Genomic DNA, 19,649 nt, shown 5'->3' on the forward strand with positions numbered 1-19,649 from the left:
CAGGATCGACAGCCCCAGGATCACCAGCAGCGCCACGCCGCCTTCGCTGGCCTGTTCGACGATGTTCAGTTCAGCGGCGCGGGCGGCCGGAGCGGCCAGCAGGATGGACGGCAGCGTGCAGCGTAAGAGTCTGGAGAGCATGGTGACGATCGGTATTTACATTGTGAACATAATGACATTTATTGCCCAGCGTCACCAATAACTTTTTTTTCTCAACCGATATCGAAATCGGTATCACCCGCTCAGCGGCACACCGCGTCCAGGTTCCCCACCGGCTCGACGGTCGGCAGCCCCGACAGGTCGATGTTCGCATCCCGTGCGCGCCGCTCCATCATCTCGCCATGGAAGGCCTGCGGACCCGGCAGGCGGTAGGCGGCATCCGCTTGCACCCGGTCCAGAGGCACGAAATGCGCGCCGGCCGCGTCCATGCGCTTCATCACCTCCGGCAGCGTGACCGCGCTCCAGCCGCCCATGTGCGTGAGGAACACCTGCGGGATCATGCGGCCGTACACGCGCTGCGACAAGGCCTTGATACGCGCCAGTTGCTGGTCCACGCGGCGATAGTAGCCGGCCTTCATCGACTCGATCGCGGCGGTATCGCCTTTCTCCACGCAGCGCGCATACGTGTCCGTATAGGCCCAGTCATCGAAGCCCACGGTGACGTCGGCGATGCGGTAACCGTTCGCCTTCAGCCACGCCTGCGCGTCATCGTGACGCGCGCCGCTGCCGCCCGCGTCGAGGAATGGATAGCGCAGCACGTGCCAGTCCTTGCCTGCCATCGTTTTCTTCAGATCGGGCTCGTTCGCACGCACGTCGGCTTCCCACGCTTCCAGCGACGCGGCTTGCGTCAGGCCCATGTGGCTGTAGCCGTGGTTGCCGAGCAGGTAGCCGGCGCGGCGCCACAGTTCCAGTGCTGCGGCGCCATCCCCATCCGTGCCGATGCCTGCGGCATTGATGAAGCCCCAGGCGTCGGGCACGCCATGCTTTTTCAGCGTGTCGATATGCGCCTGGGCGATGCCGGTCCGGGTCATGCCGCGCGGCAGGGCGCCATGCGCCGGGAGGTCGTCGGCCGTGAAAGCGACGTCGAAGCGGTCGGCCGCGGGTGCGGCGATTGCGGCGGCGCCAGCCAGCAGCAGCGTGCAGCACAAAAGGGTTGATTTCAAGGGGATCCTCTCGATGATTTTGTTATCGCGGCGGTGCCGCTTTCTCCTCCGGCGAACCGGCGAATTGGTTCGACCAATACAATTATTGTCCGGATCACGGGCGGCAGGCAACCGCGCTCCCGCGCCTCGAAAACGTAAGCCGTACGTATTGACGCCGGAAAGAAACATACATACGCCAATAATTGGATAGAGCGAAAGATTGACTTTACTTTTCCGGGCATTGTAGTATGAAATCGGTTTCAACTATAAGACCCTGAGGAGATTCCATGCATCCGTCCACCATCCGTACGCCCCTCCTGGCCTGCGCCGCACTGTTCGCCTGCGGCACGGCGCACGCCGCAGCCGGGATCGAAGTCAACCAGCTCGGCTTCCTGCCGGCCGCACAGAAGCTGGCGCTCGTGCCGGCCGGCGCGGACGATGGGATCGCGCGCTTCGCCATCGTCGACGCGGCGAGCGGCAAAGCCGTGTACGAAGGAAAGCTCGGCCCGGCCGCGACGTGGGACGCGTCCGGCGAGCGGGTGCGCATCGCCGATTTCTCCGGCCTGCGCACGGCCGGCAGCTACCGCATCACGGTGGCCGGCCAGCCGGATTCGCCTGTATTCGCGATCGGCCCCGCGCCGTACCGCGACCTCGACGCGGGCGCGATCCGCGCCTTTACGCTGCAGCGCGCCGGCATGGCGCTGGACGCGCGCACCGCGGGCCAGTACGCCCGGCCGCTGGGTCATCCGGACGACAAGGTATTCGTGCACGCATCGGCGGCATCGGCAAAGCGTCCGGAAGGCACCGTCATCAGCAGTCCGAAAGGCTGGTACGACGCGGGCGACTACAACAAATACATCGTCAACTCGAGCATCGCGACGTACACCCTGCTGGCCGCGTACGAACACTTCCCGGCCTGGTTCGACAAGCTCGCGCTGAACCTGCCCGAATCCGGCAACGGCATGCCGGACCTTCTCAACGAGGTGCTGTGGAACCTCGACTGGATGGCGACGATGCAGGATCCTGACGACGGCGGCGTCTACCACAAGCTGACGAACAAGACGTTCGACGGCATGGTCATGCCCGACAAGGCGACGGCCCCGCGCTACGTCGTGCAGAAGACGACGGCGGCGGCCCTCGATTTCGCGGCCGTGATGGCGACGGCGAGCCGCGTGCTGGCGCCGTTCGACGCCAAGGCACCGGGCCGCTCGCAGCGCTACCTGGCGGCGGCCGAAGCTGCGTGGCGCTGGGCCGTGAAGAACCCGGCCGTGCTGTACCGCCAGCCGTCCGACATCAAGACAGGCACTTACGACGACGAGAAGATCGACGACGAGTTTTCCTGGGCGGCGTCCGAGCTGTACATCGCCACGGGCAAGGACGAATACCGTGCCCGCGCCCTCGCGGCCGCGCCGGCGGGCCAGACGGCGCCGGGATGGAACGACGTGCGCCCGCTCGGCTGGATCTCGCTCGCCCAGCAACGCGCGCGCCTGCCGAAGCCGGGCGATGCGGACGGGGCGCAGCGCCAGATCCTGGCCGCGGCCGACAAGCTGCTCGCGCGCTGGCAGGCATCGCCGGCACGCCTGTCGATGGCAAAGTCCGACTTCGTCTGGGGCAGCAATGCCGTCGTGCTGAACCAGGCCATGATGCTGGTGCAGGCCTACCGCATCACCCGGAAGGCCGACTACCTGAACGCGGCGCAGTCGGCGCTGGACTACACGCTGGGCCGCAATCCGCTGGGCCTGAGCTATGTCACGGGCTTCGGCGCGCGGTCGCCGATGCATCCGCACCACCGCCCGTCCGAGGCCGACGGCATCGCTTCGCCGCTGCCGGGCTGGCTCGTGGGCGGGCCGAATCCCGGCCAGCAGGACCGCAAGGACTGCCCTGCGGGCACCCGTTATGTGTCGCGCCARGCGGCGCTGTCCTACCTCGACCTTGGTTGCAGCTATGCCAGCAACGAGGTCGCCATCAACTGGAACGCACCGCTCGTGTACGTGGCAGCCGCGCTGCAATCGCTGGAGCGCTGACATGGCCCGTCCGCCCGGCGCGGCCACGTTGCCGGGCGGCCTTCAGCAACGCCCGACCTCGACCCGGTTTCGTCCGGCAGCCTTGGCCCGATACAGCGCAGCATCGACGCGGGCGATCAAGGATTCCAGTGTCTCGTCGGCGAGTGCACTGGCTACGCCAATGCTGCAAGTGACCGCCAGGGGCGTCGCACCGCCGATGTCGAAAGGATGCGCGGCGACGGCGTGGCACCAACTGTCGACGCGCTCCACACCGCCCGGCTCATCCACTGAAAGGTCCGGCAGCACGAGCAGGAATTCTTCACCGCCATATCTGCCGATGCAATCACCGTCGCGAATCTGCGTGCGCAGTCGCGCCACCAGCCCACGCAACAGTGCGTCCCCGGCGGGGTGCCCATGGGTGTCGTTGACGCTCTTGAAATGGTCCAGGTCCAGCAGCGCCAACGTCAAGGCGCCGCCGTGGCGCCGTTGCTGCGCCAGTTCGCGCTCCGCTGCGCTCAAGATGGCACGCCGGCTCATGGCGCCGGTCAAACTGTCGGTGTACGCAAGTTCGCGCATGCGCTCGTGCGACTCGGCCAGTTCGCGCGTGCGTTCGCGCACCAATGCCTCCAGCGCATTCCGGTGTTGCACCAGCCTTCGGATGCGGAAGCGGTGTCCGGCATACACCAGCAGCGCGGCAAGAACCAATGCCGCGGCAACGACGGGTGGCCTCCGCCACCAGGGCGGCGCGATATCGAAGGCAAGCGTCAAGGGTTCGCTCGTCTGGCCGAGGTCGTCGTTAACAGCAAATAAGTCCAGACGATAGCTACCTGGGCCCAGGCCCGCGTAACGCAATTCGCTGCCGGCCAGGTCGGTCCAGTCGTCCTCGCTTCCGCGCAGGCGGTAGCGCACATGTTGCGATAGCCGGTTGGTAAAGCGCGGTATCTCCCAGCGCAGTTCCAGCATCTGCGTAGGCCCGGGCACTTCTATTTTATGTCCAGGTATCAGGTCGACGCTGCCTAACTTGCCCTCATCCAGCTTGAGCACCAGGGGTTGTACGCGTTCCAGTTGTTCGGGAAAGATGATGCGGCTCACGCCGCCACTCGTGCCGACCCAGATAGCGCCTTGGGTATCTTCGGCAAGCGCGTTCTGATCGCAGTCATTCCAGACCAGCCCATTGCTTTCGTCGAAACGGCGCCAGTTCTTGCCGTTCCACCACACCACACCGACATCGGTACCCGCCCACAACCAACCACGGTGGTCTTCCAGCAGGGACAGGATACGCAATCCTTTGAGTACAGCCGGCTGCACCGGCACCGCTCGGAGTATTCCCGACGGGTGCAGGTCGATACGCATCAGTTGCCGTCCGGTTCCGGTGCGCAGCCACACACGGCCGGCACCACATGCAAGATAGGCGACTCCGCTACTCTGCTCCAGGCCGTTCACCTGCGGCCGCGAGAAGCCATGCACGGGGTCATATCGTAGTAGCCCACTGCCGGTGCCCACCCAGATTACATCGCTGTTTTGCTCACGACATGCGGCATTGACGCTTCGGTCGCTGGTGTCGATCAGCCGATCCACTTCGTCACGCCGCCGCCCTGGTCCGCTGCCGTCGAGCGGCAGGGTGAACAGGCCACGCTTACGGCCAACGACCCACAATTCGCCATTGGCCGCCAACAAACGTCCTCCGCTGATCCGACCTCCGTCGGTCATGGAGCGCCATGACTGGCCGCGGCGACGATGCAGCAGCTCGCCGCCGAACGTGGACAACCACATGCCCCCGCTTCCATCCGCCACGAGGCCTCCCACCTGATCGGTGACCGACGGCGCCTCGTTCGCCATCGCCTGGCCGTCGCCGCCGGTGGAGACCACGCCTCGCTGGGTGCCGATCCATACCCGTCCTGCCCCATCGTCGGCGATGGACCACACCACGTCGGAAGGCAGACCCTGGCGTGTCGTCCAGGACGACCAGTTTTCATAGCCCCTCCAATGCGCGAGCCCGTGACCGGTCGTACCCAGCCAGACGTCACCGTTGAGGTCGGTCAGCATGGCACGTATGCCATCCTCGACGAGTCCGTTGCGCTCACCGAAATACCGCCATTGCCCGGCCTGCCAGCGATACACGCCAGCATTACCTGGCGTTAACATACGTCCTGTGCTGTCCTCGACCATCGGCAGCCAGTAGTGATTGGAGCCCCGCCCCAGGCCCTGCGGTGTGACGTCGGCGAATTTCCTGTCGCCGGCGGCAAGACGTACGACGTATCGGTCACTACGCGCCCAGATCGTGCCGTCTTTCGCTTGCCGCAGGCGCAGCCACTCGCTTTGCGGGACGCCATCGGCAGCGCCCCAGCGTTCGAGCTGGTTTTCGTGCCACCGGCACAGCGCGCTCCCACACCCAAACCACCATGCGCCGTCGTTGGCGACCAGGATCGAGCGAACGTCCAGCGACGCGGACTTTGACGACTCCAGCGTGGCCGGCAAGGCGAATGTCAGGCGTGCGCCTTCCCCGGACCCCGTCACCCTCCACAGCTTGCCCTCCTTGCCGACGACCAGGACGCCGCCCTGCGCCAACGGCGCCAGGGCCTGGCCCTCAAGCGGCGACCAGGTCGAGTCGCTGACGGGCACTTGTGCCATCTTCCCGCCATGGTAATGATGGATACCGCCGGCACCCGCGATCCATAACGTACCGTCGCGATCAAATGCCATGTCTTGCACTTGCAGGCTGGCATCGCCACCCTGCTTTCGAATGCTCTCTCCGTCGTGGCGGTACAGGCCATTCTCGGTGCCGATCCATATTGCCCCGCCTTGCTCCTGCGCCAACGCGGTCACCGCCAGGTTACCCAGGCCTTCGGTGGTCGCGTAATACCGCAACGGTAGCTGCTGCGCGCATCCCTGCGGTGACAGCAATTCCAGGAACAGCACGCAGCACGAGACCAAAAAACAGGGAATCCTTGCTGCAGTGTTGCTTCCCTTCATTATTTACACCCTTTTATTGCTCTTTGGCGGACATCAGGTTGCTCGGCGTTTGTGTTAACGTAAAACGTTCTCAAGGCAAACTGATTAACGAAATCATATCAGTATAGCGCAGGAAAACGACCGGAAATTGCTACAGAGAAAGTGTTGAGCGAAAAGAGGAACAGCAAGGGGCGCTGTTGCGCATGAGGGCGGGCGCCGCGCCGGATGGATTGGCGGCAACGACAGCGCCCGGCCCACACCGCAGGAGGCGCGCGGGAGCCGGATGCCGCTGGACGTGCGGGACGCGCCGGGCTTTACGCCGTGGGTGACACGGCAAGCGCCGGCGCTGCGTTGGGGCTTACCAGCCGACCTTCTTGCGAATGAACGCCGTGAGGATCTCGGCGTTGTCGCGCTGGTGCTTCAGGCGCGGATGGTGGCCATAGCCGGTGAACGGGAAGAACACGGAATCGATTTTCCTGTCGCCGTTCTTGCGCATGTCGTCCACGGCGGCTTTCACGTAGCCCGGCCACGCGGAATCGGCGCGCGTCGCATCCATGCTGCCCAGCGCGCACACGATGTAAGCGTTCGGGTACAACTCGCGGATGCGCTTGACGAATTTTTCATACGCGGCTACGCGCTGGGCCTCGTTCGGCTCGGGCTGCAGCTGGTGGCGGTCGCCGATCAGCCAGCGGTCATTCTGCATCAGGTTGATGACGACGACGTCCGGGGTCCAGGTTGAGAAATCCCAGTGCGTGTCGTTGTTGCCCACGGCGCTGAGCTGGTCGTAGAAGTCGGGCATCGTGAACGGGAACCAGCTGATCATGACGCCGATGCCGCTCTGCGATGTCTGGTGCAGCTCCGCATTCAGGTTGCGCGCCGTGATGCCCGCATACGACAGATAGCTGTTCTTGTCGCGGATGTTGTCGTCGCGGCCGTTCATGGGCGCTTCGTCGCCCATGCCGCTCGTGATGGAATCGCCGAAGAATTCGATGCGGCGCTTGGGACGCGCGGGCGGCGCCAGCATCTTGCCGCCGTCGGACAGCTCCAGGCCGCGGAACGTGGTCGCGCCCTCCTCGCCTTCCGTGCGCTTGGTGATCAGGAAGCTGTGCTTGCCCGGCGCCAGACCGCCCGCCACCTCATAGGTTTTGGTTCCCTGGGCCGCCTCGATGATCAGCGGGCTTGCCGTGTCGCCGTCGATGAATACGTTGAAGTAGTTCTTGCCCTTCTCGTCGTCCAACCTCACGGCCAGCGACGTGCCCGTGAAATTGCCGGCGATGGCCGTGTTCGGCCACGTGATGATGGGTGCCGTCGGCTGCCCGAAATCGATGCGGCCCGTGTACAGCAGGTTCTTGTCGTTCGGCGCGACGGCGACGCCGGCGCAGGCGAGGCCCGCGTGCAGCAGGGCGGCGAGTGCGACGCTTCTGGTGAGTCTTGTGGTGAGTCGTTTCATTGGGGGGCTTTCAGGAATGCGGGCAGCCTGTCGAGGGTGATCACGTCGGGATGGTGATACACCTTCGTCTTGTGCGCCGCGGTGTTGTAATAGTCGCCGGTCCAGAAGTTGTCCTTGTCGGACGTGCCGGCCGGAGCCAGGCCGTCGTTCCAGGTGAGGAACCACAGCCAGCGCGCCCCGTCCGCCTTCATGCGGTCCGGATCGGGGATGTAACTGTTCTCGCTCATGGCCACGGGCTTCACGGCCGGGCCGACGGCCGCCATGCGGCGATAGATGTCGACCTGCGACTTGTAGGCCTTGCGGTCGGTGTCGTCGTAGACATCGTAGCCGACGATGTCTACGACGTCGTCGCCGGGGTACCAGGCCGCATCCTGGCCGTTCCACACCCAGATCAGGTTGTGCAGGCCATGCCCGTTCACGAGACGATCGAACATGTGGCGGTACAGCAGCACACAGGCCTGCGCGTTCGGCACGCCGTCCGTACGCTTGCGGCCCCACCAGAACCAGCCGTCGCCATCGTGCCCGGACGCTTCGTGCAGCGGCCGCCACAGGACGGTGACGCCGGCCGCCCGCAGCGTTGCGAGCTCGATCGCAAGGCGGTCGATGTCCGCGTCGATCCGGCGGCCCGCTGCGCTGGCCGTGTCCAGGCGGCCGTCGCGCACGGGAATCGTGAATGCCGTGTTCTTGCCGGCATCCGCCTCGCGCGCGTAGAAGTTGCCTTCCCCGTTCGCCACGGACGGATCGCGCCAGTGCCAGCAGAACGTCACGAGACCGCCGCGGCGTGCCCAGGCGATCGCTTCGTCGACCTGGCGCCGGCCGTCGGGCCTCGCGCCCGTCGTCCAGGTATTCATGAAGTCGAAGCCCATCAACGCGGGATATTTGCCGGTGTCGTCGAACACGCGCTGCGCCATGTCCACGCCGTCGTTCCACGTCAGGTCCTGCTGGCCGGCGATGGTCTGCCGGCCCCAGGTCGCGCGCAGCCACGCGAATTGCTCCCGGGTGCGCGCGTCCGCCCTGGCATCCACCGGTGCGGCGCGCAGGGGAACACGCGCGGGGAAGCGCGCCGAGGCGCACCCCGTCCCCGCCAGCGCCAGCATCAGCTGCAGCAGACTGCGTCGCTTCACAACCCGTCCTACAGCTTGACGGTCAGGGGCTTGCCGTCATAGGTCACGGTCTTGTCAGCCGCGTCCATGTCGGCGCTCGTCGCCACGCCGGCACGCAGCACGCGCACCTTGATCTGGCGCGTCTGCGGCATGCCCTTGTACTGGCCGCTGCGCGCGCCGATCGTGACAGTGCCGGACTTGTCGTCATAGCTGAACGGGATGCGGCTGTACTCGCCCCGCTCGTACGCATTGGTCACGCCATCGTCCTCGTACAGGCTGGCCTGGCCGTTCGCGCCCGCATACACCTGCAGCACGATCGGCGCGTCCGGCTTCTCGTCCACGTATTGCGTGACGGGACCGGTCGGGACCACGGCACCCGCGCGCACGAACACGGGGATGCGGTTCAGCGGCGCCGGCACGGTGGCGCTGGTGCCGCCCGCGTAGCGCTTGCCGGTATCGAAGTCATACCAGTCGGCACCCGCCGGGAAATACACGGTGCGTTCGCGCGCGCCATAGCGCGTGACCGGCGCGACCATCAGCGCGTGGCCGAACAGGTACTGGTCCTTGACGTTCTTGACCTTGTCGTCGCGCGGGAAGTCCATCACCAGGCCGCGCATCATGGTGCCGTTGGCGTAATGCGTGTCGGCCGCCATCGTGTAAATGTACGGCATCAGGCGATAGCGCAGCTTCAGGTAGCCCACCATCGAGTCGCGCATCGCGTCGTCGCCGGCCGAGATGTTGTAGATCTCGCGCTTGACGACTTCGCCGTGCGAACGGAACAGCGGCGAGAACGCACCGAACTGGAACCAGCGCAGGTTCAGCTCACGCCATTCCTTCATGTCTTCCGGCTTGGCCTGGTCGTTCGTCGTGGCGCGGTTTTCCTGGGCCGAGCCGACGTCGCCGTACTGGAACCGGTTTTCCTGCGCATAGCCGCCGATGTCGTGCGTCCAGTTCGGGATGCCGGACATCGAGAAGTTCACGCCCGACGCGATCTGGTCGTACAGGTTGTTCCAGCGGCCGGCCGTGTCGCCGCTCCACACGGCGACGGCATTGCGCTGGATGCCGGCAAAGCCCGAACGCGACAGGATGAACTGGCGCTTGTCCGGCTGGTCGCGGCGCAGGCCTTCGACCATGCCGCCCGAGTGCACGAGGCTGTACGGATTGAACGTGATCTCGCCCGGGCCGTAGACGGTCGGACCGATCAGCTTCTTGAAGTCCTCCAGGCGCGAGTTCGACAGCACGTCCGGTTCCGTATTGTCCATCCACCAGGCGTCGAAGCCCTTGTCCACCAGCTTGTGCTGCATCTGGCGGTAATAGATGTCGCGCGCTTCCTGGGTGTACGGGTCGTAGTGGCTGTTCTTGTAACCCTTGCCGACCCAGTCGAGCGCGCCGTCTTCGACGTTCTTCGTCCACATATGACCCTTGGACGCCAGCTCCTTGTAGTTGTCGGTATTCGAATAGAACTTGCCCCAGATGGAGATCATGATGTGCGCGTGCTGTGCGTGCACCTTGTCGACCATGCCCTGCGGATCGGAGAAGCGGACCTTGTCGAAGTCGTGCGAACCCCAGCCGTCTTCCGGCCAGTAGAACCAGTCCTGCACGATGTTATCGAGCGGCCAGCCGCGCTTGCGGTATTCCGCCACCGTCTCCAGCAGCTGGTCCTGCGTCTCGTAGCGCTGGCGCGACTGCCAGAAGCCGTAGGCCCACTTCGGCATCATCGGCTGCTGGCCCGTCAGCAGGCGGTAGCCGCCGATCACGTTGTCCATGCTGTCGCCGCTGACCACGTAGTAGTTGACTGCTTCCGCGATCTCCGACGACATTGTCAGCGAGTGGCGCTCGGGCGCGGGCAGCGGATCGTTATGCGTCATCGCGATCATGCCGCCCGACGGTTTCCATTCCAGGTGCAGCCTGACCGGCTTGTTCGGCTCGAACTTCACTTCGAAGTTGTGGTACCACGGGTTCCAGCCCTGGCGCCACACGTCCATGACCTGCCTGCCGTCGACCGTGAGGGTCGCGTAGTCCGATGCGTACAGCTGCATCTTGTGCACGCCGGCCTTCGGGCTCGCCATCGCGCCGTCCCACACGACCTTGACTTCCTTGCCACCCAGCGCCTTCATCGGCGGGAGTTCCTTCGGCCAGTTCTCCGTCACGTCCTTCAGGAACTGGTAGGCGATGTCCTTTTCCTGGCGGGTCAATGCCAACTTGCCGTCGATGTAGTAGCGCGCCGTCAGGCCGCCGGCCTTGCCCTGCTCGTCGGTCAGCTTCAGGTCGCGCGACAGCCAGGCATACGGTCGCGCATCGCCGAAACGCGTGATCGCATTGTTGTCCCACAGGACGCCATAGTTCTTGTCCGAGACGACGAACGGCACCGACGCGATCATGTTGTGCTGCTGCAGCAGGACGTCCTCGCCGTTGTAGTTCATCTGGGCGTTCTGGTGCTGGCCCAGGCCGTAGAACGCATCCTTCGTGCCGTAGTTGAAGCCTTCCTTGATGGCCAGGAAGGGCTTGCCGCCGACCTGGACCGGCGTGATGGATTCTGCCGCCTGCGTGAGGAAGGCCTTGCCGGCGGCGTCGAAGAAGCGGACCTGGCCATCCTTCAGCGACACCTGGACCGAGATCTTCTGCGCCTTGAGCGTCGCGGTCTGTTTGTCGTTCGTGACCGTGAACTTGCAGGCGCACGGTTTCGCGACCGTCATCAGGGACGGGGTCAGTTCCTTGGCCACAGTGTCCAGCTTCACGACGTGGACGATGTTATCGGCCATCAGTTCCAGGCGCACGAGCTTCGCCGGGCCGGTATCGGGGCGTACCTCGATGCCGGTGGCGGTCTGCACGGCCGTGCCGGCCAGGGCGTGGCCGCCGGCGGCCAGCAGCAGCGCGGCGGCTGCGATTCGAGTCAATTGCATATCTCTCTCCCGCGATTTCTGTTTTGTGTGTATTTAGAGGGTCAGTACGACCCCATCCTCACCTTCAGTATGGTCGGCGCAGCCGGCAGGTTCAGGCCGTAGTCGGTCTGGTCACCGTTCCAGTTGCGCTCCATGACCCACTTGCCGTCGGCGCCGAAGTGGCCCTCTTCCACGCGTGCATAGCCAGTGGGCTTACCGGCATTTGGCCCCGTGCCGTCGAACTTCACGCGGATCTGCTGACCCACGAGGACGAATTCGTCGGGCCCAATCTGCGCGATCGCGACACCGCCGGACGGCTGTTCCGTGCCTTCGGGGAAGTCATCCTTGTTGCCCAGGCCCGCGCGCTGGCCGAACTGGAACTCACGAAACGACAGTTGGATATCCCAGCCATTTGCCTTCACCGTCTGCGGCGCGCGGTCGTCGCCCTCGGCCGCACCGTACGTGCGGCCCTCGAACGCCCATTTTGCCCACACGCGCTGCATGGGTGCAAACACATCGTAGATCCTGGCGAACGGCTCGACCATGCGGCGATCCGTATATTTCGAACCGAGCGGGTAATTGCTATACGACGCGTAGTCGATACCGAACGGCCCCACGCCGAGCGCCCCTTTGCCGATGATCTGGTAGACGTAACGTGCGTAGGTGGCCGCGTTGCCCATTTCCGGCACCATCAGAGGATTGTCAGGACGTTGAAACAGTTGCAACGTGGCGCTCACGTTGCTTGACTCGGGCATATAGATGTCCGGGCCGGCGAAATCGATGTGCGGCGCGGCCGCTTTATAGATGCCGATCACGTCGTAGGTCGGGCCACCGGACGCGAAGTCACCTTTCCACGGCGGCGCCGGCTGGTTCAAGACCGGCGCGCGCAAGGCATTGTTCACGTACATCGGCAGGTCGTACACGGCGCGGCCGGCCTTGGCGATGTCCTCGATGTAGCTGGCGATGGCCCACGTGTGGAAATACTGGTCGGCGTAGTCGCCGTACACCTCGGTCCACGTGCCCTGCTTCGGACGGCCCGCCGGCGGCGGCTGGTGCGCCAGGACGGCAGCCGGTACTGGCTGCTGGAACGCGGACTGGGCGCGCGCCGCGAAGTCACGCACGGTGCCGTAGGTGCCGACTTCGTTCTCGACCTGCACCATGATCACGGTGCGCTTGCCGGCGTCGATCTTTTTGATGTGCTCCATCAGGGCGACGAAGGCCTTCTTGTCGGCGGCCAGCGTGGCTTCGCCGAACGGTGACAGGCAGTAGCTCGTCTTGCCGTCCTTGTCGATCATGCGCGGGAAGCGCTTGTTGTCGAACTTGACCCATTCCGGCGCATAGGCCGGTCCGGTGTTCTTCCAGGTGCCGAACCACAACAGCACAAGGCGCATCTTGTGCTCGCGGGCCTGCTCCACGAGCTTGTCGACGTAGCTGAAGTCGAAGGTGCCCTCCTTCGGCTCGATCTGTTCCCACGCGACCGGAATCTCCAGCGTGTTCGCATGCGCATCCTTCATCGCAGCCCACACTTTCGGCAACGCGGCCGGGTAATTGCTCGAGTTCTGAGCCTGTCCGCCCAGGATGAGGAAAGGCGCGCCGTCCACCATCAGCGCGTAGCGGCCGTCCTGGTGGACGATGCGCGGCAGCTCGGAGGCGGCGTCTTTGACGGCGGCGGCGGCCTGCGCGCCGGCGGTGGCGAGCAGCAGGCTTGTCGCCAGCACGCGGAAGGACTTGGTTTTCATGCGATTACGGGTCTCCAGTCGTTAATTGGGGTAAAGAATATTGTAGAAGATAGGATCGAGCAAAAGGCCAGCCCCGGGCTCGATTCCTGAAATTTGCGTCAAAACTGCAATGCGTCGAGCTGCCGGCTCTCGCCCGGGCGCAGCTTGACCGTCACGGAGCGCGCGCCGTAGCGCACCTTCGCCGCGCCGCCACCGGCGGCTGCCCGCACGGTGGCGCCCACGAGGCGGCCCTGCTTCCAGCGCATGTCGACGACGAACCCGCCGCGCGCGCGCAGGCCCGTCACTTCCCCGTCCGGCCACGTGGACGGCAAAGCCGGCAGCAGCGCGATCTCGCCGGCCTGCGATTGCAGCAGCATCTCCGCGATGCCTGCGGTGGCGCCGAAATTGCCGTCGATCTGGAACGGCGGGTGCGCGTCCAGCAGGTTCGGATAGGTGCCGCCGCCATTCATCTGTTCCGAGCCGGCGCTGGCCTGCTGGGCCGCGCGCGCGCCAGGGGTGGCCAGCAGGCCGCGCAGCATGCGGTAGGCGTGATCGCCGTCCTCCAGGCGCGCCCAGAACGCCATCTTCCACGCCATCGACCAGCCGGTGCCGGCATCGCCGCGGGCTTCCAGCGTGCGCTTCGCCGCGGCGGCCAGCGCGGGTGTGCGGGCGGGGCTGATCTGGCGGCCCGGGTACAGCGCGAACAGGTGCGACACGTGGCGGTGCGTGTCGCCCGGCGTGTCCAGCACCGGATCCTTTTTCTCTTCCAGCCATTCGAGCAGCTGGCCCCAGCTGCCGACGCGCGGCGCGGCCAGGCGGTCGCGCATGGCGGCCAGGCGGTCGCGCAGCGGCTTGTCGACGCCGAGGATACCGGCCGCTTCCACGGTGTTGTTGAACAGGTCCCAGACGATCTCCTGGTCGTACGTGACGCCATCCTCGATGGGACCGTGCTCGGGCGACCAGCCCTGCGGGGCGACCAGGCGCCCGTCCGGCAACTCCTTCAGGTAGTCCTGCCAGAACGCGCAGGCTTCCTTCATCATCGGATACGCCACCTCGCGCAGGAACGCCTTGTCCTGCGTGAACGCGTAGTGCTCCCAGAAGTGCTGGGCATACCRGGCGTTGCCCGTCTTGTTCCACAGGTAGCTCATGCCGCCGAACGGATTCGATTCCGTGCGCAGCGTCCAGCCGCGCACGGGCTTGCCGTCCCTGCCCTTGAACTCGGCGGCAGTGGTCTTGCGCCACATGGGCGCGACGCTCGTGACGAACCCGAAGAACGGCCGCGCCATCTCGGACAGGTTCGTCACTTCCGCCGGCCAGTAATTCATCTGGACGTTGATGTTGGTGTGGTAGTCCGACCGCCACGGCGGCGTGAAGCTGTTGTTCCACAGGCCCTGCAGGTTCGCCGGCAGCGTGTCGCGCGAGCTGGACGCCAGCAGGTAGCGGCCGTACTGGAAGTATGTCGCTTCCAGTTCCGGGTCGCCGCCCTGCTTCGTGTACGCCAGCAGACGTGCATCCGTCGGCAGCGCCGCGCGCTCGGGTGCCGTAGTGCCGAGGTCCAGCCGCACGCGGCCCAGCAGGGCGCCGAGGTCGCGTTCGTGCTCCGCACGCAGGTCGGCGACGGGGCGGGCCGCCGCGCCCGACACCTGCGCCGTCACGCGCGCCAGCGGATGCTCGCCGCGGAATCGGCGCGCCGCGTCCGCCACGTAATTCGTGCCGGCGCCGATGATCACGGTGAGGGCGTCGCAGCCGGAAAACACGATGCGGCCCTTCTCCACCGTCACCTTGCCGCCTTCGTTCACGACCTGCACCTGGCTCGCGTAATCGATCGCATTGGCAGTGGGCGGCTCGCCCGACGGCGTCCAGCCGGCCAACGTGCCCGTCGCGTACAGCCGACCTGCGCCTGCGGCGAGGTGCGCGCCATGGCGGTCGGACAGCCCGATCGTCCCGCTGTACTGGCCCGGCCGGTCGGCCGTCAGGCGCAGCACGATCACCTCGGCCGGATGGCTTGCCCATGCCTCGCGCCGGAACCGTACGCCACCGTGCGTGTACGTGACGGCGTGGATGCCGTGCGCGATGTCCAGGGTGCGGTGGTAGTCGCGCGCGTCCGCCTCGTGGCCCGGCAGGTCGACGACGACGTCGCCGAACGGCTGGTAGGCGCCCGTCTCGCGGTCGTCGCCCGACCACAGCGTGATGTCGTTGAACTGCAGGTGTTCCCGATTGATGCCTCCAAAGACCATGGCACCGATGCGGCCGTTGCCGATCGGCAGGGCCTCGCGTTCCCAGCCGTAATCATTGTCCTGGGCCGGCTGGTCGTAACGCAGCACGAGATCCGGCGCAGCGGCGGCCACCCCGCCGAGGCCGGTCAGCGCCAGCGCGATCATCGTCATCCGGGCCGTGCGACGCAGTCCTGCAAGGGTACGTATGGACATCATGTTATGCAATCGATTAAAAAAAAGACGATAAAAATCGCTCCCGCAGGAGCGCGTTCAGTGGGCCGCGGGGGTGCCGTAGGCGATGCCGCGGCCGGCCGTGCTCATGTAGACGACGCCATAGCGGTTCATGTCGCCGACGATGAACTGGCCGTCGCCCGGTCCGCCGTACTGGTGGGCGTCGTCGTTAATGCGGGTCCAGGTGGCGCCAGCATCAATGGAGCGGTGGATGCCGCGTACCCCATCGACCTCACCCCAGACGTAGACGGCCGGATAGTCGCGTCCCGGCGCCGCCTTGCCGAAGCCGACGGCCCCGCAATAACGCACGGGTACGATGGACGCGAAGTGCGCGCCGCCGTCGACCGAGCGTACCAGACCTCCGCTCCTCAGCGCCACCCACACGTCCCCCGCCCGTCCCGGCACCGTACGCACGAGGTGCGACCCGCCCGCGGGCAGGCTCGCGCGCGGCGCGAACGAGGCGCCGCCATCCGTGCTGACGAGCAGCGCGGCGTCGTCATAGGCATACAACACGTGCGGATCGACGCGGTCGGCCACCGGCTGCAGCTTCACTCCCGCGAGACCGGTCACCAGCGACCACGTGGCGCCGCCGTCGCTCGAGCGCCAGGCCTCCCTGGAGCGTTCCGGCGCGTGCAGGATGACCGCGCCGTCGGCCGACAGCGCCACCTGGCCGCGCTTGCCCTTCTGGGTCGCCGTCTTCGTCCACGTGGTACCGCCGTCGCGCGTGACGAGCATGCTGTCGCCCACGCGCACCATCGTGCGCGGCACCAGTCCCGCCACGGCCAGACCGGTCGTCGTGCCGATCTGCGGCGCGTGGATGCGGCCGTGGCGCGCCGGATCGTCGTGCAGGAAGCCGTCGTAGTCGCCGATGGCCGACACGAGCGGCCCGCCCGGGACACTGGCCAGGCCCAGCGGCACCGTCTCTTCCAGGCCCGCCACCGCGAACGTCCACGTTGCCGGCGCGGCGTCGATGTTCGCCGTGCGGAACACGCCGTTGCCGGACGTGATCCAGACGGCATGCGTGTCGGCCGGATCGAACTCGACCGATCCGGCCCAGTGGATCGCATGGCCCTTCAGCCAGGGCACGCCGGCGTCGTCACGCACGAAACCGCGCGCGATGACGTCGGTCCAGCTGGCGCCGCCGTCGTTCGACAGGAAGATGCGGTCGCCCTTGGCGTCGCCCTGCGGCAGGAAGGTGTTGATGGTCGAGACGACGAGCCGCTGCGGATGCTTCGGATCGACGCTGACGCCGGCGAACGGCCGCGTCCAGCCGGCCGGCGTGATGTTCGTCCACGTGCCGCTGGCGATCGTGTATTTCCAGACCTGGCCGCGGTCCATCGGCTCGCGGCCACCGCGGTCCGGATGCGGGCCGGCGCCGTTCGCGAACGTGACGACGAGGTTGCCGGCACCGTCCAGCACCGCGCGCTGGGGCATCAGATCCACCGGTGCGCCCGCGACGGGCTCGAACGTCGTGCCGCCATCGTCGCTGCGGTACAGGTTGGGCCCGACGGCGCCGAAGCGCGAGACGCCGACGAATACGCGGCGCGCCTGCCCCTCGCGCACACTGGCAGGATCGGGCACGACGATGGCGATGCCCACCTCGTTCGGGGTCGTGGTGACCGGCAGCGCGGTCAAGCGCGCCCAGGTGCGGCCCGCGTCGACGCTCCTGAACAGGCCGTCGCGGCGGGTGCCGACGTAAAGCTGTTTGCTGTTGCCGGGATCGACGACGAGGCGCTCGCCGTCCTGGCGGCCCATGCCGTTGCCATGGGTCTTGAACTGGGACGTGACGTCGACGATCGAAAAGGTCTTGCCCGCGTCCGTCGAATGCAGGATCGCGGTGCGGCCACCGTTCAGGTATTGGATGCCCGCGAGGAGCCAGATATTGTCGGCATCGCGCGGATCGACGGCCAGCGAGTCGATGCCGAGGAAGCCCGTCTGGTCTTCCGCCACCCAGTCGAGCAATGGGAACCAGCGCTGCTTGCGCGGATCCCAGCGATACGCGCCGCCCACGTCCGTGCGCGCATACGCGACACCTGGCGCCGCGCGGCTGGGTACCACGGCCGTGACGAATCCGCCGCCGCCGATCGCCACGCTGTCCCATACATAGGGCGTGGCGTTCGCGCCCCATGCCGGGAATGCCGGCACCACGGCCAGAGCAAGCACCAGGGCCACTGCCGGGGCCAAGGCCGACATCTTCGCCTTCATCGTTGTGTCTCCATCATACAGTCAACCACCTATCCCTTGAAGACGCGGAAGCTGTGCGGCGGGATCGCCACGTCGCTCACCGTGTCTGCGCCACCGCCGGGCACCGTTTCCGCGGCCGGCCGCGTGCCGCCCGCCGCCTGGTGTTTCACGACCTTGACGGTCGTCGTCGTGTCGCGGAACGACTGGATGACGTAGGCACCGTTATCGTAAGTGAACAGGCTCACGCCCGCCGGCGCCTCGATCCGCACGGGCGCATCGGCCAGCAGGTATTTCTTCACGCTGTTCATCACGCCTGGCGGCATACTATACAGGTCCCCGATATTGCCGGGAATGGACAGCACGTAGAGAACGCCCTTCGAGTATCGGTTCATCAGCAGCACCGGGAAGCCGCGCGCGCCGGCGACGCCACGCACGATGGGCCACGCGTCGTTCGTGAAGTAGTGGAGCTCCGGGAACAGCACATCGCGCGGCGCCACCTTCGGATCGTCGCGCAGCGATTCGCCATTGCCCGCGCCATAGCCGTTGTAATAGTCGTTCACCAGCACCTGGTTGCCCGTCGCATAAACTTCCACGAGGTCCTGGAATCCACGGTCCTTGCGCTTCGGATCCTGCGTCGCCTTCACGAAGCCCGACGTCACGAACACGACCTTCCCCGCCTCGAGCTGGCGCTTCACCTTGTTCAGCACGTCCGGATCGGTGGCCGCGGCCTGCGTCAGCAGCATGGTCTGCGCATCCGCCGGGAAGCGCGCCGTCAGCGCGATCGGGATGCCGACATTGCCCAGGTAGTTGTGCAGGAAGTCCTCGGCCGACGACGCATTCGCGGGCCGGTAGCTCGCGAGGCCCGTCGGGTTACCCAGCTGGTCCAGCACGGCGTCGATCTGCTTCAGCGCCGCGCCGGCGGCCAGGCCCCAGCCCGGCGGCGCCGTAGCATGAGGATTCGCGGACTTCCAGTCGGCCACGATGCGATCCCAGTCGAAGCTGGTGGCCTGACCCGCCCAGGGACGGTCGCCCGCCTCGGCCGGCGTGTCCTGCGCGGCCGGGTGCCAGTTGAACAGCGTGATCTCGGGCGCCTTCGCCAGCATCGTGTCCCACAGCTGTTCGGCATAGCGGTCGACGTAGCGGATCGAATAGGTGTCGACCCAGCCGCCGCCGTTCCGGCCGTCCTGCCGCAGCGTGGAAAAATAGCGGATGATGTTGTACGACTCGTACTGCTGCAGCAGCTGGTCCGTGATGACGGGGTCGCGCGTCTCGGTGCCGGCGTAGATGCCGTCGAACATCTCGGGCTGCTGCGCGAGGTCGAAGCCCAGGCCCTGGAAATGCTCGTACCAGTTCGGGTACTTGATGACGATCTTCACCTTCGGGTTGACGGCGCGCGCCGGCCCGATGATCAGGTCCTTCGACACCTTGCGCATCGTGGCGATGCGATAGTCCGTCCACGTGCGCGTCCCCTTGGCCTTGATATCCGCGTCCGACTTCGACGTGTAGAACGTGAAGTCGTCGAGGATCACGTGATCGAAGTGGCGCGCCATCAGTTCCATCGCCCGCTTGCACGTGTCGCGGTCGCGCGGCGACTCGTAGTCGAAAGTCATGAACTGGCCGTTGAAACCGCCGGCCGCGAGCGTCACGCCGCCGGCCACCTCGATCCCCTTTGCCTGGAACCGGCGCTTGACCGCTTCGATCTCGGCATCGCTGGCGAAATGGTTGTCGCGGTAGCCTTCGATGTACACCTTGTCGAACGGGACCTGGC

General features: G+C 66.1%; 10 protein-coding genes. 1 reads left to right on the top strand and 9 read right to left on the bottom strand.

Features of this window, described 5'->3' with window-relative positions:
* Positions 1-242: 242 nt before the first annotated feature.
* On the bottom strand, positions 243-1,163 hold the full coding sequence (locus AC1DYX_RS13795) for a polysaccharide deacetylase family protein (RefSeq protein ID WP_477259633.1): 921 nt from the start codon (positions 1,161-1,163) through the stop codon (positions 243-245).
* A gap of 266 nt (positions 1,164-1,429) precedes the next feature.
* Between AC1DYX_RS13795 and AC1DYX_RS13800 the strand changes: the two genes are divergently transcribed.
* On the top strand, positions 1,430-3,166 hold the full coding sequence (locus tag AC1DYX_RS13800) for a glycoside hydrolase family 9 protein (protein ID WP_477259635.1): 1,737 nt from the start codon (positions 1,430-1,432) through the stop codon (positions 3,164-3,166).
* Between the two features lie 42 nt (positions 3,167-3,208).
* Here the strand turns inward: AC1DYX_RS13800 and AC1DYX_RS13805 are convergent, their stop codons facing one another.
* The 8 genes from AC1DYX_RS13805 to AC1DYX_RS13840 all read right to left on the bottom strand — a co-directional run.
* Positions 3,209-6,118, bottom strand: coding sequence for a ligand-binding sensor domain-containing diguanylate cyclase (locus AC1DYX_RS13805; protein WP_477259637.1), 2,910 nt, complete (start codon positions 6,116-6,118; stop codon positions 3,209-3,211).
* A gap of 337 nt (positions 6,119-6,455) precedes the next feature.
* Positions 6,456-7,547: an SGNH/GDSL hydrolase family protein gene (locus AC1DYX_RS13810; RefSeq protein WP_477259639.1), complete on the bottom strand. Its 1,092-nt coding sequence runs from the start codon at positions 7,545-7,547 to the stop codon at positions 6,456-6,458.
* Positions 7,544-8,671 (bottom strand): glycosyl hydrolase, encoded by a 1,128-nt coding sequence (locus tag AC1DYX_RS13815; RefSeq protein ID WP_477259641.1) that lies wholly within the window; start codon positions 8,669-8,671, stop codon positions 7,544-7,546. Before AC1DYX_RS13815 ends, AC1DYX_RS13810 begins: the two co-directional genes overlap by 4 nt.
* A gap of 8 nt (positions 8,672-8,679) precedes the next feature.
* Positions 8,680-11,553, bottom strand: coding sequence for a glycoside hydrolase family 31 protein (locus AC1DYX_RS13820; RefSeq protein WP_477259643.1), 2,874 nt, complete (start codon positions 11,551-11,553; stop codon positions 8,680-8,682).
* Between the two features lie 41 nt (positions 11,554-11,594).
* Positions 11,595-13,271, bottom strand: coding sequence for a GH35 family beta-galactosidase (locus AC1DYX_RS13825; RefSeq protein WP_477259645.1), 1,677 nt, complete (start codon positions 13,269-13,271; stop codon positions 11,595-11,597).
* 98 nt (positions 13,272-13,369) lie between these two features.
* Positions 13,370-15,682 carry a glycoside hydrolase family 95 protein gene (locus AC1DYX_RS13830; RefSeq protein ID WP_477259647.1) on the bottom strand — a complete coding sequence of 771 codons (2,313 nt, stop codon included), beginning with the start codon at positions 15,680-15,682 and terminating at the stop codon, positions 13,370-13,372.
* Positions 15,683-15,736: 54 nt separating this feature from the next.
* On the bottom strand, positions 15,737-17,902 hold the full coding sequence (locus tag AC1DYX_RS13835) for an exo-alpha-sialidase (protein WP_477259649.1): 2,166 nt from the start codon (positions 17,900-17,902) through the stop codon (positions 15,737-15,739).
* Between the two features lie 29 nt (positions 17,903-17,931).
* Positions 17,932-19,649 (bottom strand): hypothetical protein (locus AC1DYX_RS13840; RefSeq protein ID WP_477259651.1); only part of this gene is annotated, 1,718 nt, incomplete at its 5' end.

Source organism: Massilia sp. P2_C2, assembly GCF_056404615.1.

Bases quoted from the DNA above. Each gene is read 5' to 3' on its own strand.
- AC1DYX_RS13805 (WP_477259637.1), bottom strand. From the start codon at position 6,118: ATGAAGGGAAGCAACACTGCAGCAAGGATTCCCTGTTTTTTGGTCTCG.
- AC1DYX_RS13810 (WP_477259639.1), bottom strand. From the start codon at position 7,547: ATGAAACGACTCACCACAAGACTCACCAGAAGCGTCGCACTCGCCGCC.
- AC1DYX_RS13820 (WP_477259643.1), bottom strand. From the start codon at position 11,553: ATGCAATTGACTCGAATCGCAGCCGCCGCGCTGCTGCTGGCCGCCGGC.
- AC1DYX_RS13825 (WP_477259645.1), bottom strand. From the start codon at position 13,271: ATGAAAACCAAGTCCTTCCGCGTGCTGGCGACAAGCCTGCTGCTCGCC.
- AC1DYX_RS13835 (WP_477259649.1), bottom strand. From the start codon at position 17,902: ATGAAGGCGAAGATGTCGGCCTTGGCCCCGGCAGTGGCCCTGGTGCTT.